Annotated in this window: 22 protein-coding genes, 2 tRNA genes, 1 rRNA gene and 1 pseudogene; 9 read left to right on the top strand and 17 right to left on the bottom strand. The window is 28.8% G+C overall.

What is annotated here, in order from left to right; all coding sequences use genetic code 11:
- Positions 1 to 1,752: an aspartate--tRNA ligase gene (gene aspS / locus BRE_RS02260; RefSeq protein WP_012538910.1), complete on the top strand. Its 1,752-nt coding sequence runs from the start codon at positions 1 to 3 to the stop codon at positions 1,750 to 1,752.
- A gap of 44 nt (positions 1,753 to 1,796) precedes the next feature.
- On the opposite strand, the gene BRE_RS02255 is transcribed toward aspS, so the two are convergent.
- The 11 genes from BRE_RS02255 to dnaA all read right to left on the bottom strand — a co-directional run bounded on the left by BRE_RS02255 (position 1,797) and on the right by dnaA (position 11,967).
- Positions 1,797 to 2,207, bottom strand: a complete 411-nt coding sequence (locus BRE_RS02255; protein ID WP_198004624.1) for an Hsp20/alpha crystallin family protein — start codon at positions 2,205 to 2,207, stop codon at positions 1,797 to 1,799.
- 252 nt (positions 2,208 to 2,459) lie between these two features.
- A complete protein-coding gene (fbaA, locus tag BRE_RS02250; RefSeq protein ID WP_012538908.1) occupies positions 2,460 to 3,539 on the bottom strand; it encodes a class II fructose-bisphosphate aldolase in 1,080 nt (359 codons plus the stop codon).
- Positions 3,540 to 3,677: 138 nt separating this feature from the next.
- Positions 3,678 to 4,736 carry a GDP-mannose 4,6-dehydratase gene (locus tag BRE_RS02245; RefSeq protein ID WP_012538907.1) on the bottom strand — a complete coding sequence of 353 codons (1,059 nt, stop codon included), beginning with the start codon at positions 4,734 to 4,736 and terminating at the stop codon, positions 3,678 to 3,680.
- 56 nt (positions 4,737 to 4,792) lie between these two features.
- Positions 4,793 to 5,515 (bottom strand): RNA-binding cell elongation regulator Jag/EloR, encoded by a 723-nt coding sequence (gene jag / locus BRE_RS02240; RefSeq protein ID WP_012538197.1) that lies wholly within the window; start codon positions 5,513 to 5,515, stop codon positions 4,793 to 4,795.
- A complete protein-coding gene (gene yidC, locus BRE_RS02235; protein WP_012538906.1) occupies positions 5,512 to 7,149 on the bottom strand; it encodes a membrane protein insertase YidC in 1,638 nt (545 codons plus the stop codon). Before yidC ends, jag begins: the two co-directional genes overlap by 4 nt.
- Entirely contained in the window at positions 7,146 to 7,490 is a 345-nt protein-coding gene (gene rnpA, locus BRE_RS02230; RefSeq protein WP_012538195.1) for a ribonuclease P protein component, read from the bottom strand. The genes yidC and rnpA overlap by 4 nt, the downstream gene beginning before the upstream one ends.
- Positions 7,471 to 7,626 carry a 50S ribosomal protein L34 gene (gene rpmH / locus BRE_RS02225; protein WP_012538194.1) on the bottom strand — a complete coding sequence of 52 codons (156 nt, stop codon included), beginning with the start codon at positions 7,624 to 7,626 and terminating at the stop codon, positions 7,471 to 7,473. Before rpmH ends, rnpA begins: the two co-directional genes overlap by 20 nt.
- A gap of 94 nt (positions 7,627 to 7,720) precedes the next feature.
- On the bottom strand, positions 7,721 to 8,020 hold the full coding sequence (locus BRE_RS02220) for a DciA family protein (protein ID WP_012538905.1): 300 nt from the start codon (positions 8,018 to 8,020) through the stop codon (positions 7,721 to 7,723).
- Positions 8,001 to 9,068, bottom strand: coding sequence for a DNA replication/repair protein RecF (recF, locus tag BRE_RS02215; RefSeq protein ID WP_012538904.1), 1,068 nt, complete (start codon positions 9,066 to 9,068; stop codon positions 8,001 to 8,003). Before recF ends, BRE_RS02220 begins: the two co-directional genes overlap by 20 nt.
- 20 nt (positions 9,069 to 9,088) lie before the next feature.
- Positions 9,089 to 10,249 (bottom strand): DNA polymerase III subunit beta, encoded by a 1,161-nt coding sequence (gene dnaN / locus BRE_RS02210; protein ID WP_012538903.1) that lies wholly within the window; start codon positions 10,247 to 10,249, stop codon positions 9,089 to 9,091.
- 263 nt (positions 10,250 to 10,512) lie between these two features.
- Complete coding sequence (gene dnaA, locus BRE_RS02205) at positions 10,513 to 11,967, bottom strand: chromosomal replication initiator protein DnaA (RefSeq protein ID WP_012538902.1); 1,455 nt, start codon at positions 11,965 to 11,967, stop codon at positions 10,513 to 10,515.
- A gap of 248 nt (positions 11,968 to 12,215) precedes the next feature.
- On the opposite strand from dnaA, the gene gyrB reads away from it, so the two are divergent.
- The 3 genes from gyrB to BRE_RS02190 all read left to right on the top strand — a co-directional run bounded on the left by gyrB (position 12,216) and on the right by BRE_RS02190 (position 17,483).
- Positions 12,216 to 14,120 carry a DNA topoisomerase (ATP-hydrolyzing) subunit B gene (gyrB, locus tag BRE_RS02200; RefSeq protein WP_041178119.1) on the top strand — a complete coding sequence of 635 codons (1,905 nt, stop codon included), beginning with the start codon at positions 12,216 to 12,218 and terminating at the stop codon, positions 14,118 to 14,120.
- 11 nt (positions 14,121 to 14,131) lie between these two features.
- Positions 14,132 to 16,564, top strand: a complete 2,433-nt coding sequence (gene gyrA / locus BRE_RS02195) for a DNA topoisomerase (ATP-hydrolyzing) subunit A (RefSeq protein WP_041178192.1) — start codon at positions 14,132 to 14,134, stop codon at positions 16,562 to 16,564.
- A gap of 136 nt (positions 16,565 to 16,700) precedes the next feature.
- Positions 16,701 to 17,483 carry a ParB/RepB/Spo0J family partition protein gene (locus BRE_RS02190; RefSeq protein WP_012538187.1) on the top strand — a complete coding sequence of 261 codons (783 nt, stop codon included), beginning with the start codon at positions 16,701 to 16,703 and terminating at the stop codon, positions 17,481 to 17,483.
- Here BRE_RS02190 and BRE_RS02185 read toward each other — a convergent pair.
- Both BRE_RS02185 and BRE_RS02180 read right to left on the bottom strand, forming a co-directional pair.
- Positions 17,445 to 17,916 (bottom strand): annotated as a pseudogene (locus BRE_RS02185) (hypothetical protein); the annotation flags it as partial. The gene BRE_RS02190 and the pseudogene BRE_RS02185 overlap by 39 nt on opposite strands.
- A gap of 173 nt (positions 17,917 to 18,089) precedes the next feature.
- A complete protein-coding gene (locus BRE_RS02180; protein WP_012538899.1) occupies positions 18,090 to 18,668 on the bottom strand; it encodes a YigZ family protein in 579 nt (192 codons plus the stop codon).
- A gap of 113 nt (positions 18,669 to 18,781) precedes the next feature.
- Between BRE_RS02180 and BRE_RS02175 the strand changes: the two genes are divergently transcribed.
- Positions 18,782 to 19,171, top strand: a complete 390-nt coding sequence (locus tag BRE_RS02175; protein ID WP_012538898.1) for a DUF1893 domain-containing protein — start codon at positions 18,782 to 18,784, stop codon at positions 19,169 to 19,171.
- A gap of 6 nt (positions 19,172 to 19,177) precedes the next feature.
- Here BRE_RS02175 and BRE_RS02170 read toward each other — a convergent pair whose 3' ends face one another.
- The gene (locus BRE_RS02170) at positions 19,178 to 19,495 is read right to left on the bottom strand and encodes a hypothetical protein (protein ID WP_012538182.1); all 318 of its coding nucleotides are present in this window, start codon (positions 19,493 to 19,495) and stop codon (positions 19,178 to 19,180) included.
- Between the two features lie 256 nt (positions 19,496 to 19,751).
- On the opposite strand from BRE_RS02170, the gene rsmI reads away from it, so the two are divergent.
- The 3 genes from rsmI (at position 19,752) to BRE_RS02155 (ending at position 22,618) form a co-directional block, all read left to right on the top strand.
- Positions 19,752 to 20,426, top strand: a complete 675-nt coding sequence (rsmI, locus tag BRE_RS02165) for a 16S rRNA (cytidine(1402)-2'-O)-methyltransferase (protein ID WP_012538897.1) — start codon at positions 19,752 to 19,754, stop codon at positions 20,424 to 20,426.
- A 495-nt stretch (positions 20,427 to 20,921) separates the two neighbouring features.
- Positions 20,922 to 22,458, top strand: a 16S ribosomal RNA gene (locus BRE_RS02160).
- An 86-nt stretch (positions 22,459 to 22,544) separates the two neighbouring features.
- A tRNA-Ala gene (locus BRE_RS02155) sits at positions 22,545 to 22,618 on the top strand.
- Positions 22,619 to 22,941: 323 nt separating this feature from the next.
- Here the strand turns inward: BRE_RS02155 and BRE_RS02150 are convergent.
- Positions 22,942 to 23,015, bottom strand: a tRNA-Ile gene (locus tag BRE_RS02150).
- 166 nt (positions 23,016 to 23,181) lie between these two features.
- Between BRE_RS02150 and BRE_RS02145 the strand changes: the two genes are divergently transcribed.
- A complete protein-coding gene (locus BRE_RS02145; protein WP_041178118.1) occupies positions 23,182 to 23,736 on the top strand; it encodes a DNA-3-methyladenine glycosylase in 555 nt (184 codons plus the stop codon).
- 5 nt (positions 23,737 to 23,741) lie between these two features.
- Here the strand turns inward: BRE_RS02145 and purB are convergent, their stop codons facing one another.
- Both purB and BRE_RS02135 read right to left on the bottom strand, forming a co-directional pair.
- Complete coding sequence (gene purB, locus BRE_RS02140; protein WP_012538895.1) at positions 23,742 to 25,136, bottom strand: adenylosuccinate lyase; 1,395 nt, start codon at positions 25,134 to 25,136, stop codon at positions 23,742 to 23,744.
- On the bottom strand, positions 25,121 to 26,404 hold the full coding sequence (locus tag BRE_RS02135; RefSeq protein ID WP_012538894.1) for an adenylosuccinate synthase: 1,284 nt from the start codon (positions 26,402 to 26,404) through the stop codon (positions 25,121 to 25,123). Before BRE_RS02135 ends, purB begins: the two co-directional genes overlap by 16 nt.
- Positions 26,405 to 26,406 lie beyond the last annotated feature (2 nt).

Below are 26,406 nucleotides of genomic sequence, written 5' to 3'. Positions count from 1 at the left end.
ATGTTTAAAATCATTAAATGCAATCAAATAAATAATAAACTTATAAATAAAAAGATAGAAATAAATGGATGGGTAAAAAAAATAAGAAATCATGGAAAAGTCACATTCATCAATATTAGAGACAGATATGATGAAGCACAAATACTTGTAAGTGATGAAAAACTTTTAAAAATAACATCTCAAATAAAAATGGAATACTGCATTAAAATTCAAGGAAAATTAAATTTAAGACCCTTAGAACTTGTAAACAGAGAAATGAAAACCGGAGAACTTGAAATAATTGCAGAAAATATAGATATAATTTCAAAATGCAATGAATTACCCTTTATGATTGAAAACAATAATAATGCCAGTGATAACTCCAAACTTGAATATAGGTATTTAGATTTAAGACGAGAAGAACAAAAACAAAAAATAATATTAAGAAGTAAAGTAATACATATCATTAGAAATCATCTAACAAAACAAGATTTCTTAGAATTAGAAACACCGACATTTGTTAAGTCAACTCCAGAAGGTGCCAGAGATTTTCTTGTTCCATCAAGAATACATAAGGGTCATTTTTATGCACTACCACAATCACCACAAATTTATAAACAACTTGCAATGATAGCCGGACTTGATAAATATTTTCAAATAGCTAGATGCTACAGAGATGAAGATTCAAGAGGCGATAGACAACCAGAATTCACACAACTTGACCTTGAAATGAGTTTTATAAAAAAAGAAAATATATTTAAACTAATAGAAAATCTTATTTTTACTATTTTTAAAAACTCATTAAATATCACATTACCAAAAAAATTCAAAAAAATTACCTACAAAGATGCAATGAATATATATGGAAGTGACAAACCAGATACTAGATATGAATTATTAATACAAGATATGAGTAAAGCTTTAAAGCAATCTCCATTTGACGTCTTTAAAGACACATTACAAAACAAAGGAACAATAAAAGCACTTATTATAAAAAATCAAGCACATAATTTCTCAAGAAGTAAAATCAATTCATTAGAAGAACATGCCAAACTTTATAAAGCACGTACTCTTTACTTTACAAAAATAGAAAATAATGAATTTACAGGTGGCATTGCAAAATTTATAAATCCAATTAAAAAAACTCTAATTGAAACTTATTCACTTAAAAATAATGACATAATATTTTTTATAGCAGACCTGTGGGAAACCGCTTGTAAAGCCATAGGGCAAATTAGAATTAAAATTGCAACCGAACTTAATCTTATCAACAAAAATATATTTGAGTTCCTATGGATTTATGATTTTCCTTTATTTGAATATGATGAGGATACACAAAGTTATAAAGCAGCTCATCATATGTTTTCAATGCCGCAAGCAAAATATATAAATACTCTAGAGAGTAATCCAAGTAAAGTCTTAGGAGAAGTTTATGATATTGTATTAAATGGAACAGAACTTGGTTCAGGCTCAATCAGAGTACATACCAAAGAACTGCAACAAAGAATTTTTAATATAGTAGGATTTAACGATAAAATAGCTGAAGAGAGATTTGATTTTTTTCTAAAAGCATTAGAATATGGGGCTCCCATTCATGGAGGAATAGCAATTGGAATTGACAGGCTTTTAATGTTAATGACAAATTCAAATTCAATAAAAGATGTAATACTTTTTCCAAAAAATTCATTTGCTGCAAGCCCACTTGATAAATCTCCTTCTAAAATTTCAGATGAACAGCTCAAAGAACTAAATTTAACAATTGAAAATAAATAAAAATTAAGGATGCAAAAGCATCCTTAATTAAGGGAGCAGAAAATTTATTCAATTACAATTTTTTTCTCCTTAGATTTTTCAATAACTTCTGAGTTTTTTGGAAGTTTAATAAGCAAAACACCATTTTTTAATTCCGATTTGATCTTATTTTGTTCAATATTTCCCGATAATCTAAAACTCCTTGAAAAAGAAATATCTCTTCTCTCTACCCTTAAATAATTATCATCCCTCTCTTCTCTCTCATCTTTATTTTCATAACTGATTGTCAAATAATCATTTTTAATTGAAATTGATATATCTTCCTTCTTTATTCCTGGAAGATAAGCCTCAAGAACAAATGAATCACCCTCATCCTTAATATTAACTGGAACATCTTGAATACCTCTAGAATTAACAAAATCAAAGTCATCATTCAAAAAATCCAAAAAATTTTTATTATAATTTGTTAACCACATATAAATCTCCTTTTTTATCAATTTACAAAAAACCTATGCAAAAAACGTACCAAAGATCTAACTTAGATATTAAATAAATAGCAAAACAAAAAAACAAAAAACACAAATATGACTATATATGATGATACGAGATGGAACACTATATATAATAAGAAGTTAATTTATGTATAATAAATACACAAAAATAAAAAGTCGCCTACAAAGGCGACAAAACTTAAATTTTTCAATAATTCTTACTTGTCTTAATTTCTATTAATTTCTATTAATATTATTAAGATTCTTGCAAGCAATTTTTACACGTTCCTTTATACTAATCTCAGATTCTCTAAGCCATACTCTTGGATCATAAAATTTTTTATTTGGAACATCAGCATCCTTCCCATCACCAAGCTGTCCTTGAAGTCTATTTTCATTCTTTTTGTAATAATTTAATACACCTTCCCAAGCAGCCCATTGAGTATCTGTGTCAATATTCATCTTAACAATACCATAAGAGAGTGCTTCATGAATCTCTTCTAATGTTGATCCAGAACCTCCATGAAACACATAAGACACAGGCTTTGGATTAGTTGAATTAATCTTTGATATCACATAATTCTGCCCATCTCGTAATACTTTAGGAGTAAGTTGCACATTACCAGGCTTATAAACACCATGAACATTTCCAAAAGCCGCTGCAATTTGGAAATTAGGGCTAATCTTAATAAGTTCAGAATAACCATAATAAATATCTTCAGGGGTTGAAAATAACTCATGATGTGCTCTTTCTGAATTATCAACACCATCTTCTTCACCACCAGTAATTCCAAGTTCAATTTCTAAAAACATCTCTATCTTAGACATTCTCTCTAAAAATTTCTTAGACATTTCAATATTTTCTTTAATTGGCTCTTCAGATAAATCTAACATATGTGAAGAAAACAAAGGTCTATTATGCTCTTTATAATATTTCTCTCCATATTCCAAAAGTCCCTCAACCCAAGGAATTAAATTTTTTGCACAATGATCTGTATGTAAAACAACAGGTATCCCATAATGCTCTGCTAACAAATGAACATGCATAGCACCAGAAATAGCTCCAAGTATAGAAGTCCCTTGAGACTTTTCAACTTTTAATCCCTTACCAGCAACAAAAGAAGAACCACTATTTGAAAACTGTATCATAATAGGAGAATTAATTTCTTTAGCTGCTTCTAAGACAGCATTAATTGAATTAGTCCCTACACAATTAATTGCAGGAATTGCAAATCCTTCACTTTTACATATCTCATATAAAGTATGTAGATCCTTGCCATAAACCACTCCGGGTTTAATTTTATTTAAAACACCCACCTATAAACCTCCTTACTAAAACTAAATATATATTTCCATTATATCTGTAAAAATTTAAAATTAAATCTACATTTAAAAAACAAAATTATAAAAATCAAATAAAGACAAACAATGTCATAAAAACAAAGCAAAAATAAATTACTTAGATATCTTCGATTTATACCAAATTGCAAATTTTCGAATCCCGTCCTTAATAGAAGTTAAAGCTTCATAAGCAAAATCATTTTTAAGTTTTGAAATATCACAACAACTCTCTACAACATCTGCTTTTTGCATAGGCAAAAAATTTTTACAAGCTTTATTCTCAAGATTTATTTCAAGCTCATTAATAAATTCCATAAGCTTAACAGCCTGTCCAGTACCCACATTATATATTCTATATGGAGCAAATGAACTTGAAGAATTGGGATTTTGCTTATCAAAATTACTATCACTCCTAGCCGGTTTTTTGAGTACATTACAAACACCATTTACAACATCATCAACATATGTAAAATCTCTAGCCATATCTCCATTATTAAAGACATTAATTGTAGATTGTCTCATAACACCATCTGCAAATAAATACAATGCCATATCAGGTCTCCCATAAGGTCCATAAACTGTAAAAAATCTTAATCCTGTTGTTGGAATATTAAAAGATGAACTGTAAGCATGAGCTATTACTTCATTAGACTTTTTGCTAGCCGCATACAAATTTAAAGGATGATCTGTAATGCTATCTTCACTTGATGGCATTTTTTCATTCAAGCCATAAACTGCAGAAGTAGATGCATAAACAAAATGTTCAATAGAATCTTTATATATCCTACATGCATCTAAAATATTAAAAAATCCAACAATATTAATAGCAATATAACTATCTGGATTTTCAATACTATCTCTAATACCTGCCTGAGCTGCTAAATGACAAATATGAGTAAATTTATAATTATTAAAAAGAGACAAAACTTGCTCTTTATTCAAAATATCAAGATTAACAAAACTTAAATTATTATATTTATGACTATTCACAACCTTTTTACTATCTATATTTTCACTATTAAATCCTAAAATTTCCAATCTCTCATATTTCAAACTAGGATCATAATAATTATTTAAAATGTCTATACCTAAAACTTCATGTCCATCATCAGCAAGTTTCTTAGCAACATGAAAACCAATAAACCCTGCAATTCCTGTTAATAATACTCTCATACATACCTCAAAAATTATAAACTCCCGACTTTATACAACCAAGAGAATAAAATTTCCTATTTTTTAGAATTAGCATCCTTTTTATGATAAGTTCGAAAATTATTATTATATTTACTATTTCTAACATAAGAAATTCTAACCCTTTTCAAGTTTCCATCTCCCTCACTTTCCGTTTTAATATCACTATAACGATTTAAGGTAGTATGAATAATCCTTCTCTCAAAAGGATTCATTGTTGGTAACAAAATAGAACGTCTACTCCTTTTTACCTTATGTAGAGAATTTATTGCTAAATTAATAAACCTTGATTTAAATCTCTCCCTATAATCTTCAATATCTAATATTACTCTATTAAAATTACCAGTATCTCCAATAAGTCTAGATATATAAATATTTGCTAAAAGTTGCAAAGCATCTAAATTTCGACCTTCTCTTCCAATCAAAATATTTGGACTGTCTGTTTCAATAACAATCTTAACATAATTACCCTCTCTAGATTCAACCTTTAAATTAACAGAATAACCCATTTTATTGATGATTTCCTTAACAAAATCCAATACTTGATTATAAATATCCTCATCAAACTGAATGTCAGACTTTACTTCTTCCTCTTTAGCATGGGGAGACACTTTTATCCTAATCATCTCTTTTTTAAATAAAAATCCAACCTTCTCTTTATCTAAAATCTCCACATCAAATTCACCTTCTCTTAAATCAAGATCTCTCATAGCTTTTTTAATTGCTTCTTGTTCTGTCTTTCCATAAAATTCATAACTCATTTGTTCCTCCTTTCAGATAAATTCATCTTTATATAGTATTGTTGTAAAATGGTAAAAATATTGGTTGTAATCCAATATATTAAAAGTCCTGATGGCATATCATATAATATGAAAAAAAACATAATAGGCATACCAAAATATAAAAACTTCTGTTGTGATCCAAGACTTTTAAAACTAACATTAGAACTCACTATCGTAGATAATAATTGAGTAATCATCATAATAAAAGGCAAAATCCTAATATCAGTCCATGCAAAAACTTTATATCCAAAATAATATATGCTATCACCAATTGACAAATCATCAATCCAACCAGGAATAAAACTAGCTCCTCTTAACACAAAGAAATTATTCACAAGACCATAAAGAGCAAAAAATACAGGTAGTTGTAAAAGAATAGGAAAACATCCTCCAATAGGATTAACACCTTCCTCTCTATAAAGTTTACCCATCTCTTCATTTAATCTCTTAGGATCACTTTTAAACTTCACTTGTATTTCCTTCATTTTTGGCTGTAATTTAGAAAGCTCTGCTGTAGCCCTAAAACTTTTAAAAGTCAAAGGAAATATCAGTATCCTTACAACAATTGTCAAAAACATTATTGAAAGACCCCAATTGGGAATAACATTATAAAAAATTTGCATTATCAATTGCATAGGAACTTGAAGAAAATACAATAAACTTTTCTCTACAGACATTCCAAATTCAACATTAGATAAACCAAAACTATTTAGCTCTCTCTGATTAAAAATATCTAAATATTTATTGTCTCTAGGCCCCGCATAGATATAAAAAACATCACTAACATTTTTGTTATCCAATTTGTTTAAAATAAAAGCATTTAAAACCTTATTTTCATGCTTAAATTCAACCTTCATATTCTCTTTTGAAACCAAAACTTCAAAATATTTAGTTCCAGCACCAACCCATTTAGGATTTGCAATATTTAAACCATCCTTACCATATCTCAGCTTAGTGTCATAATAAATAGCATGGGATAAATAATTATTATATTGCAACTTACCCTTAGCACTTAATTCTTCAATACCAGAATTTAATACAAATTTATAAAAATCAATACCAATATCATCATTAACATCAATGTTATTTAAAAAAATTTCAAGCTTAATTAAATATTCATTGCTTTTAGAAAATGTATATCTTTTTATATATTCATAATATTTACCATTAACTTCAACATTGGTCTTAAAATCATGTACATGACTATCTATTTGCTCATATAAAAACAGACTTTTGCTTAATTTATCTAAGGTAATATAAAAAAGACTTTGATTTTGTGGATGCACCTTAACTATTTCTGTTGGCTTCTTATCTAAATTCAAATGATTCTTAAGTTTTAGAGAAATCAAATTTCCACCAAATGTTGCAAAAGTTGCATGATATATATCTGTATCAACATTAATATCTTCAGAATTATCACTTAAATTAAAAGTAAAATCTTCATCGATTAAAGAATTATCAATATCAAAATCCTTATTTAAATCAAATTTAATCTCCTCATTCATAAAAGAAGAAGCTTTTCGAGAAAAAAGAAAATCATCAAGAAGCATAAAAATACCTATAAAAAATAAAGATAAATAAACAGCTCGTAAAATTCTTTTATTTGGGCTCACACTTTCCTCTTTATAACATAAACAATCATATTTTTTAGTATTGTCTTAACTTCATGGTAATTGATATTTGCTTTTTGAGGATAAACTACGAAAATAAAATCAGCACACCCATCCTTTAACAAAGTAAAATATTCTCTAAAGCATTCTTTAAAAACCCTTCGAACACGATTTCTCTTAACAGCACCTTTAAAGACCCTAGGAAAAGTAATAAGTATTCTAGAGATTGCTAAACTTGTAAATCTATAAAATATATTAATCCCTTCTATCTTAACAAATTGACCTTTTTTAAAAAGTTCTTGTATTTCTAATCTGGATTTTATATTAATATTTCTTTTTTTCATCAGAAACAGTTAATTTTGATCTTCCCTTAGCTCTTCTTCTAGCAAGAATAAGTCTTCCACTTTTAGTTTTCATTCTAGCTCTAAATCCAAATTTTCTGTTTCTCTTAACCCGACTCGGCTGATAAGTTCGTTTCAATCAAGTCCTCCAACTAAAAACATTCTACACTCATAAGATATAACTTAAACAATACAATGTTATATTATACAATTATAATTGTCAATAAAATCAATCACCTTATTAAAACCTTTATATCTAATATCTCAAGACCTGCAGACTCCTTTATTGATTGTATTATCTTTGCTTTATTACAAGAAATATTATATAAAATACTTGAATTTTTAACAGCAACAAATAATATTTTATTATCTTTCAAATTTAATAATTTTACTTTATCTGCAAGCTCTTTAAATATAACTTGCCAGTTCTGAGAGAGTAATAAATTTGCACTTAGCTTTTTATTAGAACATATATTGGTATTTAAATAATTTTTTAACACATCAGCTACTTTTTTAAAGCTCAAATCTTCCATTATTCATCCTATATACTATAAAATTACTCTCCCTATTAACATCATAACAATCATCTAAAAATGTAAAAAAACACTGAGAATCTTTTGGCAAAATTTCAAACACTTTTTTCCTTTTTATACTATCTAACTCCAAAAATACATCATCAAATAATAAAATAGGTGACATATTAAACTTATCATTAAAAATAATTACTTGAACAAGCCTATAAATCAAAGCAAGTACCCTAATTTGTCCTGTTGAGGCATGATCAGTAAAAACTCTATGCTCACTCAAGATTTCATACAAATCTCTATGAGGACCTATTAAAGTAGTCTCACTATAAAGTTCATCCTTTTCCCTTAAACACAAAATCTCGAAAAATTTATCTTTGCTACAACATGTAACAGAAGGAAAGTATTTAATCTCTAAATTACACGAAACATCAAAAATTAATGAACAATAATATTGAAAAAATCTACAAAAATGTTCAACAAAATTTTTTCTCATTTCTGTTATTTCCAAAGCACAATCAACAAAAGTTTCATTGTAAATTTTAAGCAAATCTTTATCACGCTGTTTTAGAATCAAATTTCTTTGTTTTAAAATTTTTCGATACTTCCTAAGTGAATCCAAATAACTTAAAGAAATAAAACTCATTGCCTGATCAAAAAACCATCTCCTTTTCATTGGAGTACCAATGATAAAATCAATATCATGATTTGAAAAAATAATTGCTGGAATATTTAATATTAAATCCCTTCTATCTCTTACAATGCTATTGTTAACCTTTATTTCTTTTTTATCATTTCTAACTGATAAATTAATCTCTCCATTTTTTTCTTTAGTCTGATAAAAACATTTCAAATAAAATTCTCTCTCGCCATATGTAATAAGCTCTTTATCGGTATTAACTAAAAATGAAGACGCAAAAGCAAGACAATAAATAGCATCAAGAATATTGGTCTTTCCAGAACCATTTTCTCCACAAAAGTAGATGTTATCAAAATCGAAATTAATAACCTGATTTTCTATATTTTTAAAATTAAAAAATTCAATCTTTTTTACCATCTTGCTAATAAAAAATAATTTTAGTTAAACATCAGAGGCATTATCAAATGAATAAAGTCACACTTATCCTCTTCATTTAATTTTAACAAACCCCCAGAACTAAATTTTATCTCTAATTTTGGAGTATCAAACACACCCATTGCCTCGGTTATATAAACACTATTAATCGCTAACATTTCTTCAGTTCCTGCATAATCATAATTGGAACCTTGCATAAAAAATTCACCTTTCCGTCCTGTAATTGGATCTTCTGCCATAAGTTTTAACTGATTAACGGAAAAATTTAAAATCACTTTTTTAGACCTTTTGTCAGTATAAGAGTTTACTCTTGAAAGTCTGTCTTTAAACATAAAAACATCTATTAATGCTCTATTTGTATATTCATTAGGTATTATGCTCTCATAATCAGGATAGTTTCCACTAATCAAGCTACAAGCTATTTTATAATTATTAAACTCAACATAAAATTTCTTATCAGAAACTTTAAATTTTATTATCCCTTCTCCTGTTATCATCTGTTTTAAAAGATTAAACATTTTAACGGGAACAATAAAGTTGACATCTTCTTCAAATATCAAATCTGTTTTATATATAGACATTCTGTATGAATTAGTAGAAACAAGTGTTAATACAGAATTACTATCTTTTGTAAAATAAATGCCGTTTAAAGCATTTTTAGACTCATCATGTGATGCAGAAAATGCCACTTTGTTTATGATCCTCTTTAAATCTTTTTGATTTAGTTCGAATGCAAAATTATAAACCTCATCGTTTATATCATAATTGTAATTTTCGATCTCTTCAGTAGAAAAAGTAGGTTCACTTAAATGGTCATTTATATAATTCTCGTTATTGTTATCTGATTCTCCAATTATATCCAGTTTATTTTCATCTTCTTTAAATTTCATTTTTAGTTCATCGTATAAATTGAGCGCTTTCACGGCATCTGCAAGGTTGGAAGCGTTTATTAGCACATTGAAATTGTCTGTAGAGACAATTGGTATTGTACTTTCAAAAAAGATGTTTCTGTCTGTTGCTTTGATTGTAAGATTAGAACTTTTTATCTCAAGCAATATTGCACTCCAAATATCGTTTATGTTTCTATTTAGGATTATGCTTTTTGCTTTGTCAATTTCATCTGAAATTTGTTCCGTATCGCATAGTATAAATTTTTCATTCAACTTTTTACCCTCCCTTTTATTATATTATTATCTTTTAACTTTTATAAAGATAAAAGATTTCTTTTTATTTGACATGCTTTTTATTTCGTATTTTTATTATATTTAATAGTTATGTTAGTAGGAAGGTGTCTAATTGTTCAATTCTATTTATATTATTATATTATAAGCAATAATATATGTTCAATTCTTTCTATTTTTTGATGAATTTTTTGTTCAATTTGTTAAACATTGTTCAAAAATATTTTTGATTTTGAACAATGTTACTAATTTTTGTTTATTTTGTTCATAAGTTCTATGATTAAATTGTTAATTTCTAGATTTTTATTCCTATCCTTATCTATCTTATTTATTGAATAAAGTACTGTTGAATGGGTTTTTCCTCCAATTATTTTACCTATTTCAATTGTTGAAAGTTCTGTAAAATTTCTTAAAAGATAAGCATAAATATGTCTTGCTTTTGTGATTTCAGGTTTTTTGCTATTTCCTTCAATATCTTTATTTGTAAGTTTTAATTCCCTTAATATAACTTTTTTGATATTTTCGATATTTATTTTATTAGGTGTGTTTGTATGATCGTTTTCATAAGCTATTATTTCCTTAATTATTTTGTCTACTATGTTAGTGTCAATTTCTATGTCTTCAAGGTCTATGTGTGCTTTTAATTTTGTTACAGCAGCTTCGAGATCCCTTATATTGGTTGTAACTTTCTTTGCAACTAAATTGAGAATGTTTTTAGGAACTTTAATGCCATCTTCCTCTGCCTTTTTTTCTATAATAGCTACTCTTAATTCAAAATTTGGTTTTGATATATCGACATTTAATCCTCTTGTAAATCTACTCTTAAGTCTGTCTGTAAAATTTACAAGTTCTGAAGGCTGTCTGTCGCAGGTAAATACCATTTGTTTATTATCTTCATAAAGGGCATTAAAAGTATGAAAAAGCTCTTCTTGTATACCTTCTTTTTTCTGTAAATCATGAATATCATCTAGTAATAACATGTCTAGATGCCGGTATTTTTTTTTGAATCTTTTTGTTTCATTTGTTTTGATGCTTTCTACAAATTCGTTTAAAAAATTTTCTGCAGTTACGTAAAGTATTTTGAATTCTTTGTGTAATTCTTCTGTTTTATTTCCTATACTTTGAAGCAAATGTGTTTTTCCAAGTCCAACTCCACCATAAATTAAGCATGGGTTATATTTTTTCCCAGGGTTTTTTGCGATTGATAAGCTTGCATTATATGCAAGCTTATTGTTTGTTCCTATAATAAAGTTTTCAAATGTATATTTTTTTTTGAGAAAAGGATTTCTATATTTTATGTGAATTTCTTCTTTAATACTGTATTGTTTTGTGTTATTTATTATATTTTTTGCATGGGTTTTAATGTCTTTGTTTTTTGTTTGTAAGTCTTGTTGATGTGTAATTGCTTTTAATGGAATATCTTTTGATTCTGTATTATGATCTTTTAATTCATTTTGAGAATGTATAAATTCGACATTAATTGTACTATGTCCTTTTTCTATAAGAATTTCTTTTATTCTTTTTGAAAATCTTTTCTCTACTTGATTTTTGTGAAAAGAATTTGGTGTAGCTATCTTTATGTTTTCACCAATTGCATCTATGAAATATAAATTTTCAAACCATATATAAAATTCTTCTTCAGAGAGTTCTTTTCTTATTGCTGCTAAAATTAAGCTCCATATGTTTTTTCCTTCTTGCATATCTTATTCCTCATTGTTTTTGGCTTTTTTTTATAGCTTTTTGATTTATTAGCATATGTATGTATAAGTATTATATAGTATAATAATGAACTGGAATATGATCTTAACAATTTATAGGTATTGAAATTTTATTATTTTTAGGTCAAGCTAGATGTGTTTTGTAGTTTGTGTCATTTAATGGATATTATATTGTTTTTAATGTAGAATTTGCTTATGTCGTATATTATGATTAATTGTGTGGAAGGTTTATGAGTTATGTTGCTAGTAATATTCAAGTTTTAAAGGGTCTTGAAGCTGTTAGAAAACGTCCTGGTATGTATATTGGTTCTGTTTCAATTAATGGATTACATCATTTAGTTTATGAAATTGTTGACAACAGTATTGATGAAGCCTTGGCAGGATTTTGTGATAGGATAGAGGTTGTTATAAATTCAGATAATTCTATAATGGTGAATGATAATGGTAGGGGAATTCCTACAGATATTCATGAAGAGGAAGGAATTAGTGCACTTGAACTTGTTTTGACAAAATTACATTCTGGAGGGAAATTTAATAAGGGTACTTATAAAGTTTCTGGTGGGCTTCATGGAGTTGGAGTTTCGGTTGTTAATGCTTTATCATCTTTCTTAGAAGTAGTTGTTAGCAGAGAAGGAAAGCTTTTTAAACAAACGTATTCAAGAGGTATTCCGACGTCTGAGGTTGAAGTTGTTGGAGTAAGTTTTACTACTGGTACGAAAGTTACTTTTTTTGCTGATTCTGAAATTTTTGAAACTTTAAAATATGATTTTGAGACTTTATCAAGGAGGCTTAGAGAACTTGCATTTTTAAATGATAAAATACGGATTTCGATTGAAGATAGGAGATTAGGCGAAGAAAAATTTTTAGAATTTTATTTTGAAGGTGGGATAAAAGCTTTTGTAGATTATATAACTAATAATAATAAAAACATTCAAAGTAGTCCTTATTTTATTGAAGGAGTTTGTAATGATGTTATTGTTAGTGTTGGTCTTAAATGGACTGAAGGATATTCTGATAATACTTTATCTTTTGTAAATAATATTAATACTAAGGAGGGAGGAACTCATGTTGCTGGCTTTAAGAGTGGACTTTTAAAAGCAATGAGTGAGACTTTTAGAGATTCAAAAATAAGCAAAAAAGATATTCCCAATCTTACATTAGATGATTTTAAAGAAGGACTAACAGCTGTAATTTCTATTAAAGTGCCAGAACCTCAGTTTGAGGGTCAAACCAAAGGAAAATTAGGAAATTCTTATATAAAAAAAATTGTTGAAACCATTGTATATGATGGACTTTTAAGGATTATTAATGAAAATTTTGTAGAAATAGATATTATTCTTAATAAGGCAATAAGAGCTGCTCGTGCTCGTGAAGCTGCAAGAAAAGCAAGGGAATCTGAGAGAAAGAAAAGTGCATTTGAAAGTTTGGCATTGCCTGGTAAATTAGCGGATTGTACATCTAAAAATCCAGCAGAGAGAGAAATCTACATTGTAGAAGGTGATTCTGCAGGAGGAAGTGCAAAAATGGGAAGAGATAGGTTTTTTCAAGCTATTTTGCCATTATGGGGTAAAATGCTTAATGTTGAGAAAACCAGAGAAGATAAAGTTATTACAAATGATAAGCTGATTCCAATAATTGCATCTCTTGGAGCTGGTGTTGGTAAAGCTTTTTATATTGAAAAGCTTCGATATCATAAAATTATTATTATGGCTGATGCTGATGTTGATGGATCTCATATTCGGACATTACTTCTTACATTTTTCTTTCGTTATATGAGAGAATTGATTGATAATAAGCATGTATATATAGCTATGCCACCTCTTTATAAGATTAAACATGAAAATAAGGTGCATTATTTTTATGATGATTTTGAAAAGGAAACTTTTTTAGGGTCGATTGATGTTGGGAAAAGGAATAAAGTAAGTTTACAAAGATATAAAGGATTAGGAGAGATGAATCCTACACAACTTTGGGAAACTACTATGAATCCTGCTACTAGAAAAATGAAGTTAATAGAAATAGATGATGCTATACAAGCTGAGAAAATTTTTGTTACTCTTATGGGGGATGATGTTGAACCTAGAAGAGAATTTATTGAGCAGAATGCACTTGATGTAGTAAATCTAGATGTGTGATTGGAGCACTAATGGCAATTGAAAATAATAAAGAGCAAGTATTAAATATAAAGATAGAAGATGAGGTTAGGACTTCGTATTTAAATTATGCAATGTCTGTTATTGTTTCAAGGGCTCTTCCTGATGTTAGAGATGGTCTTAAACCTGTTCACAGAAGAATTTTATATTCAATGCATGAAATGGGTCTTAAGTCTGATAAGTCGTTTAAGAAGGCTGGGCGAATTGTTGGAGATGTTCTTGGTAAGTATCATCCTCATGGTGATCAGTCAATTTATGAGGCTCTTGTAAGGCTTGCACAGGATTTTTCGTTAAGATATCCTATAGTTAGTGGACAGGGAAATTTTGGTTCTATTGATGGCGATCCTCCTGCTGCTATGCGATATACTGAAGCTCGAATGGCAAAAATAGCAGAAGAACTCGTTATAGATATAGATAAACAAACTGTTAATTTTAAGCCCAATTATGATGATTCTTTGCTTGAACCTGAGGTTTTACCAGCAGCTTTTCCATTTCTTTTAGTTAATGGTTCTAGTGGTATTGCTGTTGGGATGGCTACAAATATGGCTCCTCATAATTTGAGAGAGGTTTGTGATGCCATAATTTATATGTTGGAGCATGATGATGTTTCTATTTACGATTTAATAGCAATAATTAAAGGTCCAGATTTTCCAACTTATGCTGAGATCATTTATAATGAAAATTTAATTAAGGCTTATACTACGGGAAAAGGTAGCGTTGTTATTCGAGCACGTTATCATATTGAAGAAAAGTCGGAAGATAATATTTCTATTATAATTACACAAATACCTTATGCTGTTAACAAATCTTCTTTACTTATGAAGATTGCATTGTTAATAAAAGAAGAAAAATTGGAAGGTGTATCTGATATAAGGGATGAGTCGGATCGTGAAGGTATTAGAATTGTTCTTGAAATAAAAAAAGGTTTTGATCCTCATGTTGTGATGAATTTACTTTATGAATATACCGAACTTAGGAGGAATTTTAGTATAAATAATTTAGCTCTTGTTAATGGTATTCCTAAACAATTAAATTTAAGAGAGCTTATATCTGAATTTATCGAGCATAGAAAGAATATTCTTAGACGGCGTGTAGAGTTTGACTTAAAGAGAGCACAAGAGAAGGCCCATATTCTTGAAGGGTTGAATATTGCACTAAGAAATATTGATAGAGTAATAGAAATAATACGATTTTCTAGACTTGTAAAAGATGCTAGAGAGTGTATTATGAGAGAATTTCAACTATCGGAAATACAGGCTAATTCTATACTAGATATGAAGTTACAAAAGTTGACATCTCTTGAGGTGGCAAAAATAGAAGAAGATTTTCAAGTTGTATTAGCTTTAATAAAAGATTATGAAGATATTTTAATAAGTCCGTCAAGAATTGTTAATATGATAAGAGAAGAGATTATTAATTTAAGTTTAAAATTTGGCGATGATCGCCGAACAAAAATAATTTATGATGAGGAGGTTTTAAAAACTAGTATGTCAGATTTAATGCAGAGGGAAAATGTTATTGTTATTCTTACAAAGCAAGGTTTCATTAAAAGGGTCTTACAAGATGAATATAAACTTCAAGGTATAGGTGGTAAGGGCCTTGGTTCTTTTGATTTACAAGATAGCGATCAAGTTAATGTTGCTTTATGTGTAAATACTCATGACTTTTTATTGATGATTTCGAATGAAGGTAAGCTTTATGTAATTAATGCTTATGGGATTAAAGATTCTTCTAGAATTTCAAGAGGACAAAATATTCGTGAACTTATTAATTTAGGAGAAAAAGAAGAAATATTAGCTATTAAAAATTGCAGTGAATTGTCTGTAGATAATTATTTGTTAATAACAACCGCAAATGGAAAAATAGCACGTATTGAGACTGAAGGGTTTAAAACTGTTAAATCAAGGGGCGTTATTATTATGAAACTTGATGATAAAGATTTTGTTACAAGTGCGGAGATTGTATCTAGAGATGATAAAATTATTTGTATTTCCAAGAAAGGTAATGCTTTTGCATTTAGTTCTAATGACATTAGATTGACACATAGAGGAACTCAAGGGGTGTCTGGAATGAAAGTAAGAGAGGGAGATATGCTTATTAAGGCTTTAGCCATAAAACAAGGATCTCATCTTTTAATTATGTCTGAGAATGGATATGGAAAGCGATTAGAAGTGTCTAAAGTAACTGGGCTTAAGAGAGGTTCTACTGGGTATACTTGCTATAAGAAGTCTGATGAAAAGGCAGGTGAAGTTGTTGATGCTATTACAGTTTCTCAAGATGATGAAATATTGCTTATAAGTAAAAGTTCAAAAGTGTTACGAACATTAGTTGACAAAATATCTGAACAAGGTAAGGATGCTAGAGGAATGCAGGTATTATCTCTTGATGAAGATAAATTAGTAGCTGTTTCAAAATTTATTAAATAATAAATCGATATTAATGATATTGTTAGAATGTTCCACGTGGAACATTCTTTTTTTTTGTGATTGTTTAAATTGAAAGTTAAATTAACATGGAACAACTTTATAAAATTTTGTATTATTACAGGAGGGCTTTGATAAAATGGATGAATCTTTAAAAATGGTAGATATAAATCTTTTAGATATAGATAAATCACAGCCTAGAAAGTCTATCAATCTTGCTGAACTTGAAGAATTAAGTATTTCTATAAAAGAAAATGGAATATTACAGCCTATTATTGTTTATCCTAATAATGGTAGGTATAACATAATAATAGGGGAGAGGAGATTTAGAGCTGCTAAACTTTCAGGTATGAGTCAGATTCCTGTTATAGAGATAGAGGCTAGTACAAAAGATAAAGATTTTATGTCATTAATTGAAAATATTCAACGTGAAAACTTAACTCCTGTTGAAGAAGCGTATGCTTATAAAAATCTTATGGACAAACATGCTTTAACCCAAAAAGCTTTATCTGAAAAAATAGGTAAAAATAGATCTCATGTTGCCAATTTAGTTAGGATTTTAGAACTTGAACAAGAAATATTAAATTCTTTGCATAAAAAAGAAATATCATTGGGGCATGCTAAAGTTTTATTGTCGTTAAAGGATAATCAAGATAGATATGCCCTTTATCTTTTAATAATTAAAAAGAAATTGTCTGTGAGAGATGCGGAAAATTATGTTAAAAATCTTTATAAAACTATCAATGATAAATCAGAAATTTCTAGAGATCCTTTTTTAAATAGTATTAAAGAATTTTTAATAAGCAGAATACAAACTAAAATAAGTATTAAAGGAAGTAAGGAAAAGGGAAAAATAGAAATAAGTTATTTTACATCTTCTGATTTAAAGAGAATCATCTCTATTTTTGAAAATATTAAGTAATTTTTTTATATTTTTTATTTTTTGTTTTATTTCTTGTAAAATAATCAAAAATTTTTTTTTGTTATTTATTTGATCTAAATCAATCTTTTTGATATTTTCTAATTTTTGTAAAAGTGATTCTATTAATTTTATAATATCTTCTTTTTTAAGTTGTATTTTTGTATTGTTTTTATTGTTGTTGTTTTGTTGATGACGTGATTTAAATTCTTTTAAAGTTTTTATCTTTCCATTAAGAACTTCCATTTTTAAATTAGTAGGACATGATTTTTTAGAAATTTCATATGATAATGATAGTGGTAAATTTTTTATTATGGATTGCTTATCGGAATTTTCGACAAGCAATTCATATCGTGATATTAATGAATAGACTTTGTCTTTTTTTAAATCCCATACTAGTAAACCATTTATAAAAAAGTCCGTCATATTGGTTGCTTTTGATAATATTCTATTTTAAAACATAAATAATAAAAATTATACTATGTGAAAAATTATTTCTAAATAGTTAATTAGTAAATTAAACAATATCTACAATATAAACATTTAATTTGATTAAATGTTTATATTGGGATAAAGTTATATAGTTAAATTAATTAAACGTAAATAAAATTATAGAAGTGAATTTCCTTGTAAAAATTTAAGGATATTGTTTTTGTTTTTTATGTTAAATTGTATTTTAGTATGTATCTTATCTAAAAAGCTTGCATCTATAATTTTAATTTCAATTTTGTTTTGCATTCGTATTAGTAAATTGTATTGATTGTAGTTTAGATTAAGAGATAATATTTCATTTTCTTCTTTTTCTATTAAATTTGTTTTATTTATTACTTCGTATGCTGATTTAGAATATGCTTTGTTTAAGCCTTGTTTTCCAAGTAGAGTGCCACCGAAATATCGTACTGTAATAATAAGAGTATCTGTTAAATTTTTGTTTAATATGGCCTCTAAAGTGGGTTTTCCAGCTGTATGTTTAGGTTCTTTATCATCACTCATTCCATTTGTGAATGAATTTAAGTTTCCAATTCTAAATCCATGGACAACATAAGTTGCAGTTTTAAATTTCAATTTATATTTTTTTAATATTTTGTTTATTTCTTCTCTTGTAGTTACATGGAAAATGTATGATAAGAAAATTGATTTTTTTACTTCAATTTTTGAATAAATATTTTCTTTAGGAATTAACATCATTTAATTTAATAATATATCATCTTTTTTGTGTTGAAGTATTTTTAATTTATGTATATTATTAATAAAGATTATTTTTATTAATTTTGGGTACAAGTGTTTAAGAGGGTTTTGAAATGATATCAGGTTTAAATCCTACATTGAGGTTATTTAAAGAACATAGAATACTTTACTCTAATATGGAGAGAGGTTTAAAGCCCCTTTTAGAGGTTGATAATTTTATTAATAAGTATATTCAAAATAAAGAAGGTTTAGAGATTTATGATAAAATTGTAGGCAAGGCGGCTGCTGTTATTATTTATAATATTGGGCTTCAAAATGTCCAAGCAGGTGTTATTTCACAACCAGCTAAAGACTTTTTAGAAAGTAGAGGAATAAGGGTAAGCTTTAAAAAGCTGGTAGAAAAGATAAATGATAAGACTGAAAATTTAATTGAGAGTTTGGAAAATCCAGAAGAAGTTTATAAATATCTTATTAAAAGAGGAATTATTGTGAGTAATTTTTGAATTTATTTATTCCTTTGTTTTGGAATATATAGAAATTATTAATCCTATGTTATATATTAATATTAATAAGCTTCCCCAGCTTAAGTAAAAGTTATCTTTTTCATAATTAAAAAGCCATACTCCAGAATAAGTTCCTAAAAAGCCTCCAACTGCAGAAGTAAGCATAATTAAATTTGGACTTATTGTGTGCTTGATAATTTGACTCTTGCCATCTTGAATTGTTTCTTTTTCAGAAAATTTGCTGTCAATGAAAACCATAGCAATTCCAGCAAGTGTGATGCATAAAAAATAAATTACAAATATCTTTCTAATAAGTTTTAACATGAAACTTTACCGCCTTTTAGTTTTCAGTTGTGAAAATTAAGTAACAATATAAATATAACATAAAAATAAATATTTTCTTATATGAGTATATAAAAACTAAATATTTTTATTGCAGTGTCAAGTGCTTTACGGATGATTTAAGTTGTATGCAATTTTTTTGCATTAAATCCCATTGAGTATTAAATATTATTATTAGACAATATTAAGGTAATTTGTTTTTTTTGTAGATTGATATTTAAACTTTTAAGGAGAACATGTGTTATATATTGTGGGAACGCCTATAGGTAATTTAGGTGATATTACATATCGTGCAATTGATATTTTAAAGTTGGTTGATGTTATATTTGCTGAGGATACAAGAATTGCTAAGAGACTTTTATCTCATTATGGTATTGTTAAAAAATTAATTTCTTGTAATGCTATAACAGAATATAAGCGAATTGATTTATTGTTAAGTTATTTGTCTAGTGGAAGCAATGTGGCTTTTGTTAGTGATGCGGGAACTCCTTGTCTTAGTGATCCTGGTAGTTTGCTTGTTGATGCAGCATTTAAAAATGGATATAAAATTTGTCCTATTCCAGGTATTAGCTCTTTTAATACAGTAATTAGTGTTAATCCTTTTAGAGATAAAGTCATAGTATTTGAAGGATTTTTGCCAAATAAAGGAGTTAAAAGGGTAAAGCGCATTGAAGAACTTTATCATAGAGGAGATGCGTTTATTTTGCTTGAGTCTAGTCATAGAATTTTAAAATTATTGTCTGAAATTTCTTTGGTAGATTTAAATGCCAATGTTCTTGTTGGTCGTGAAATGACTAAGTTATATGAAGAATATAAAATTGGCAAACCTTTGGAATTGAAAAAATATTTTGAAGAACATAATAAGGATAAAGGAGAATTTACGATTTTGGTTAGTAGAAAGTCTAAAAATTAATATTAGTGGTTTTTTATAAAAAAATGCGTTATATGATGTTATGTATTGATTGTTGTTATGACAAAGAGTAAATTATGAATAAAAAAAATTGTAAATGTTTGAATTGTTAGTATGAATCATTCAAGATTATTATGTAATTGATTTGGCTGTTTTAGTTGCGTTATTTTTTACTAAAATAGATATTATTTTAAACTAAGGTTTGATTTTAATTATGAAATTTTCCTTTTTTGAAAATTTAAACATCTTTTAATATTGAAAATATTGGATATAGTTAATAGATTAACCAAATATAGAAAAATTATATAGTATGATGATATTTCCTTTGAAATAATGATATAAAAAATAAAGATTAAGTATTGACAAAGAATAGAGTATATTATAAAGTAGTAAGAGTTGATATTATAAATTGGAAGAAGAGAGAAGGGAAGAGTTAAGTAAGGTTTAATAAGCCAAATAAAATACATAACCTGTTAATTTTTTAAATTAGAAATAAAAATAACGAAGAGTTTGATCCTGGCTTAGAACTAACGCTGGCAGTGCGTCTTAAGCATGCAAGTCAAACGGGATGTAGCAATACATTCAGTGGCGAACGGGTGAGTAACGCGTGGATAATCTACCTATGAGATGGGGATAACTATTAGAAATAGTAGCTAATACCGAATAAGGTCAGTTGAGATGTCAATTGATGAAAGGAAGCCTTTAAAGCTTTGCTTGTAGATGAGTCTGCGTCTTATTAGCTAGTTGGTAGGGTAAGAGCCTACCAAGGCTATGATAAGTAACCGGCCTGAGAGGGTGAACGGTCACACTGGAACTGAGATACGGTCCAGACTCCTACGGGAGGCAGCAGCTAAGAATCTTCCGCAATGGGCGAAAGCCTGACGGAGCGACACTGCGTGAACGAAGAAGGTCGAAAGATTGTAAAGTTCTTTTATAAATGAGGAATAAGCTTTGTAGGAAATGACAAGGTGATGACGTTAATTTATGAATAAGTCCCGGCTAATTACGTGCCAGCAGCCGCGGTAATACGTAAGGGGCGAGCGTTGTTCGGGATTATTGGGCGTAAAGGGTGAGTAGGCGGATATGCAAGTCTGTGCGTAAAATACCACAGCTCAACTGTGGAGCTATGCTAGAAACTGCATGACTAGAGTCTGATAGGGGAAGTTAGAATTCCTGGTGTAAGGGTGGAATCTGTTGATATCAGGAAGAATACCAGAGGCGAAGGCGAACTTCTAGGTCAAGACTGACGCTGAGTCACGAAAGCGTAGGGAGCAAACAGGATTAGATACCCTGGTAGTCTACGCTGTAAACGATGCACACTTGGTGTTAATCGAGAGGTTAGTACCGAAGCTAACGTGTTAAGTGTGCCGCCTGGGGAGTATGCTCGCAAGAGTGAAACTCAAAGGAATTGACGGGGGCCCGTACAAGCGGTGGAGCATGTGGTTTAATTCGATGATACGCGAGGAACCTTACCAGGGCTTGACATATACAGGATGTAGTTAGAGATAACTATTCCCCGTTTGGGGTCTGTATACAGGTGCTGCATGGTTGTCGTCAGCTCGTGCTGTGAGGTGTTGGGTTAAGTCCCGCAACGAGCGCAACCCTTATTGTCTGTTACCAGCATGTAAAGATGGGGACTCAGACGAGACTGCCGGTGATAAGCCGGAGGAAGGTGAGGATGACGTCAAATCATCATGGCCCTTATGTCCTGGGCTACACACGTGCTACAATGGCCTGTACAAAGCGATGCGAAACAGTGATGTGAAGCAAAACGCATAAAGCAGGTCTCAGTCCAGATTGAAGTCTGAAACTCGACTTCATGAAGTTGGAATCGCTAGTAATCGTATATCAGAATGATACGGTGAATACGTTCTCGGGCCTTGTACACACCGCCCGTCACACCACCCGAGTTGAGGATACCCGAAGCTATTATTTTAACCCGCAAGGGAGGAAGGTATCTAAGGTATGTTTAGTGAGGGGGGTGAAGTCGTAACAAGGTAGCCGTACTGGAAAGTGTGGCTGGATCACCTCCTTTCTAAGAGAAAGGTATTACTTAAAGGTAAATTATGAAATGTAAATTATATTTTAACTCTTCCTTTGTCTTTTCTAAGACTATTTTTAGGGGGTTTAGCTCAGTTGGCTAGAGCATCGGCTTTGCAAGTCGGGGGTCGAGGGTTCGAGTCCCTCAACCTCCATTTATTTTAGGCTGAATAAATGGAGGTTATAATTAGCAGTAATGCTATGTTGATTGTAGCTAAATTTAAAATTGTTAAGGATCTGTTCTAATTTTATTGTCTAGGTAATGTGTTTTTTATTATGTCTTTAATTAAGTACGGTTGTTTACGTATGGCAATTCATGATAAGTGATCTTAATTTAGATTTTGTTTTTTCATTTTTTGTTTGCATTCGTTATAAGTAATTTTTGATTTTTAAGATGTGGGTTTAGGAATTGCAAATCACTAAGCGTAAGGCATTTCTTTAAATATTTGGATGTTTCTTGAAATGACTCTTAGTAAATTGGGACCAGGAGGACTTGAACCTCCGACCTCAGGTTTATCAGACCTGCGCTCTCACCACCTGAGCTATGATCCCCTAAAATATTCTTATCCTTTAAGATTTTATTGAACTTTATTAGGTTTGTCAATATACGGTTTATTTTTCTATTATGATTTATGCTATTTTTTTGATTGTTGTTTAATATATATTTTCATTACGATAAATTTTGAATTTGGTTTTTGTTTTGTTTAGAATTGTATTAATGAATAGAGAGTTTTTTATGCAAGATGCTGTTATTGTGGCTCAATCTTTGCTTGGACATTTATTAGTTAGAAAAATAAATGAGATAGAGATTATTTCAAGAATTGTTGAAACAGAAGCCTATATGGGTGTTATTGATAAGGCTTGTCATGCTTATGGTGGTAAAATAACGAATCGTACTAGTGCTATGTATAATGTTGGAGGATATGCTTATATTTATATGATTTATGGTATGCATTATATGTTAAATGTTGTGGCATCTGATAAACATGCTCCCCATGCAGTTTTAATAAGAGGAATTGAGCCTATTTTTCCAAAAATTGATAGAATATTTACTAATGGACCTGGTAAACTTACTAAATTTTTAAATATAGATTTAAAATTTAACAAAATAGATTTGCTTAATGATAGTAAGCTTTTTTTAAGGAAGAGTTTATCTTTAAATTTTGAAATTGTATGTGCAAAGAGAATAAATGTTCATTATGCAGGTGAAGAGTATGCAAATAAACTTTGGAGATTTTATATAAAGGGTAATAAATTTGTTTCTAAATATTAGTTTGGTTATTGATTTTTGATAATGGGATCAATTATTTCTTTTATAAAATCTTCAACTTGGGATGATGCAAATCCTATATTTTTATTTGGATTTAAGATTTCATTTATATCTTTGGATGTTAATTTAAAACTTTTATCATTGAGAATTAATTGAATTAAATTGTTTTCATTTTTTCCTGAGTATAAATTTTCCTTTACTTGCATTGCATAAGTTCTTATCTTTTCATGTAAGATTTGTCTATCACCGCCATTTTTGGTTGCTTTCATTAGTATATCTTCTGTTAATATAAATGGCATTTCTGTTTGAACATGTTTTTCAATTATGCGTTCATTTACCTTAATATTGCTAAATATTTGATTAAGTAATATCAAAATAGCATCAGTGGCCAAAAATGCTTGAGGAATATTGAGTCTTTTGCAGGCCGAATCATCTAGGGTTCTCTCAAGCCATTGAGTTGTTGCTATAAGTCCACCACTTGATTGTAGACTTATTATGAATTTAGCAAGTGAAGCTACTCTTTCACTGTAAATGGGATTTCTTTTATAAGGCATTGCTGATGAGCCTATTTGATGTTTTTCAAAATTTTCTTCAATTTCTCTAAGATGTTGCATAAATCTAATGTCATTTGTAATTTTGTGGGCACTTTGAGCTAGGTTGCTTAAAAAGTTCAGGATTGATGAATCAAATTTTCGATCATAGGTTTGACCAGTTATTTTGTAAACCTTTTCAAATCCCATTTTTTTTGCGAGATTAATATCTAGATCTTTTACTTTGTCAAAATTAGAGAGAAATAATTCTTTAAAGCTGTTTTGATTACCAACTGTTCCCTTTACTCCTCTAAAACACATATTTGAAAGTATGAATTTCAGTTCTCTAAAATCAAAAATTAGACTTTGAAGCCATAAACTACTTCTTTTCCCAAGAGTTGTTAGTTGTGCTTCTTGTAAATGTGTATATGCAAGTGTTGCTAGATCTTTATATTTTATTGAAAATTGTTTTAATATTATAATAATTTCTGTTAATTTTTTTTCAATTAATAATAAAGCTTCTTTGATTTGGATTAAGTCTGTATTATCCATCAAATATGCACTTGTGACACCAAGATGTAAAATTTTTTTAGCATCTTCTCCAACTAAATCAGCATAAGCATAAAGATGTGCCATAACTTCATGTTGGAATTTTTTCTCGTATTTTGCTACGAGTTTAAAGTCAATGTTTTCAATTTGTTTAGATAGTTCATTAAGTTGATCATTATTGATGTTTATGCCTAATTCTTGTTGTACCAAAGCCAAGTTATACCATAATTTTCTCCATGTGGTATATTTAAATTTAGGTGAGAAAATATAGAGCATTTCTTTGCTTGCATATCTTGATTTTAATGGGTTTAAATATTGCTCCACTCTTGATTCCTAAAAATTGTTTTTTCTCTTTCTGATCCAACAGATAAAATTGAAATTTGAATACCTACTTCTTTTTCTATAAATTCAATATATTCTCTAGCTTCAATAGGTAAATCATCATAATTTTTGATATTGCTAATATCTTCTTTAAATCCTTTAAAAACTTTATATATAGGTTTAACTTTTTCAATTGTTTCGCAAGAAGTAGGTATATAATCGTATATTTTACCTTGAAATTCATAGGCTATGCAAATTTTAAGGGATTCGATATTATTTAATATGTCTAATTTTGTTAGTGCTAGATGATTTAGTTCATTAAGAGCTATTGCTTTTTTTATTGTCAAGAGATCAAGCCAGCCAATTCTTCTTGGTCTTTTTGTTGTTGATCCGTATTCTTGTCCTTTTTCTCGAATTATATCTCCAATAGAGTTTGATATTTCTGTTACAAAAGGTCCTGAGCCTACTCTTGATGAGAATGCTTTTATTATTCCAATTTTTTGTTTGATTTTTGATATGGGAATACCACATCCTGCTGCTGCTGTAATTAATGTGTTGCTTGAAGTTACAAATGGAAATGTTCCATGTTCAATATCAAGCATTGTGCCTTGTGCTCCTTCTATTAGGATATATTTTTCTGAATTTATGGCATGATGTAATATTTTTTCTGTATTAGTAATTAAAGATTTTAGTATTTCTATATATTTTTTATATGTATTTAAAATATCGTCATAGTCTAAGGGTTTATCGTTATATATTTTTTCTATAATTTGATTTTTTTCTTCTAAATTTGTCTTTAATTTATTTGCAAAAATCTCTGTGTTTAGTAAATCAATAGTTCTGATTCCTATTCTGTTTATTTTGTCAGCGTAGCATGGGCCAATGCCCTTTTTTGTAGTGCCAATTTTATGGATACCTTTTTTTTGTTCACTAAGTTCATCAAATTTAATGTGATAGGGCATTATTATATGTGCTTTATCACTTATGAATATTTCTGTTTTGATATTATTATTTTTGAGTACTTCAAGTTCTTGAATTAAAATGAGTGGATCAATTACTACACTAGGTCCTAGTATGCATTTTGCTCCTTGCAAAACACCTGATGGTAATAGATTGAAAATGAATTTTTTGTCGTTTACAACTATTGTGTGACCGGCATTATTTCCTCCGTTAAATCTTACAACATAATCTATTTTTGATGAGAGAAAATCTATAATTTTTCCCTTCCCCTCATCACCCCATTGAGTTCCAACAACTGCATAAATTGCCATTC

The organism is Borrelia recurrentis A1 (assembly GCF_000019705.1).
Taxonomy (GTDB): domain Bacteria; phylum Spirochaetota; class Spirochaetia; order Borreliales; family Borreliaceae; genus Borrelia; species Borrelia duttonii.
This window is presented reverse-complemented; position numbering and strand designations above follow the sequence as displayed.

What these genes read in the sequence shown, in the direction of transcription:
- aspS (WP_012538910.1), top strand. Translation starts at nt 1, where the DNA reads ATGTTTAAAATCATTAAATGCAATCAAATAAATAATAAACTTATAAAT.
- BRE_RS02255 (WP_198004624.1), bottom strand. Translation starts at nt 2,207, where the DNA reads ATGTGGTTAACAAATTATAATAAAAATTTTTTGGATTTTTTGAATGAT.
- BRE_RS02245 (WP_012538907.1), bottom strand. Translation starts at nt 4,736, where the DNA reads ATGAGAGTATTATTAACAGGAATTGCAGGGTTTATTGGTTTTCATGTT.
- jag (WP_012538197.1), bottom strand. Translation starts at nt 5,515, where the DNA reads ATGAGTTATGAATTTTATGGAAAGACAGAACAAGAAGCAATTAAAAAA.
- rnpA (WP_012538195.1), bottom strand. Translation starts at nt 7,490, where the DNA reads ATGAAAAAAAGAAATATTAATATAAAATCCAGATTAGAAATACAAGAA.
- BRE_RS02220 (WP_012538905.1), bottom strand. Translation starts at nt 8,020, where the DNA reads ATGGAAGATTTGAGCTTTAAAAAAGTAGCTGATGTGTTAAAAAATTAT.
- recF (WP_012538904.1), bottom strand. Translation starts at nt 9,068, where the DNA reads ATGGTAAAAAAGATTGAATTTTTTAATTTTAAAAATATAGAAAATCAG.
- dnaA (WP_012538902.1), bottom strand. Translation starts at nt 11,967, where the DNA reads ATGCAAGAAGGAAAAAACATATGGAGCTTAATTTTAGCAGCAATAAGA.
- gyrB (WP_041178119.1), top strand. Translation starts at nt 12,216, where the DNA reads ATGAGTTATGTTGCTAGTAATATTCAAGTTTTAAAGGGTCTTGAAGCT.
- gyrA (WP_041178192.1), top strand. Translation starts at nt 14,132, where the DNA reads ATGGCAATTGAAAATAATAAAGAGCAAGTATTAAATATAAAGATAGAA.
- BRE_RS02190 (WP_012538187.1), top strand. Translation starts at nt 16,701, where the DNA reads ATGGATGAATCTTTAAAAATGGTAGATATAAATCTTTTAGATATAGAT.
- BRE_RS02180 (WP_012538899.1), bottom strand. Translation starts at nt 18,668, where the DNA reads ATGATGTTAATTCCTAAAGAAAATATTTATTCAAAAATTGAAGTAAAA.
- BRE_RS02175 (WP_012538898.1), top strand. Translation starts at nt 18,782, where the DNA reads ATGATATCAGGTTTAAATCCTACATTGAGGTTATTTAAAGAACATAGA.
- BRE_RS02170 (WP_012538182.1), bottom strand. Translation starts at nt 19,495, where the DNA reads ATGTTAAAACTTATTAGAAAGATATTTGTAATTTATTTTTTATGCATC.
- BRE_RS02145 (WP_041178118.1), top strand. Translation starts at nt 23,182, where the DNA reads ATGAATAGAGAGTTTTTTATGCAAGATGCTGTTATTGTGGCTCAATCT.
- BRE_RS02135 (WP_012538894.1), bottom strand. Translation starts at nt 26,404, where the DNA reads ATGGCAATTTATGCAGTTGTTGGAACTCAATGGGGTGATGAGGGGAAG.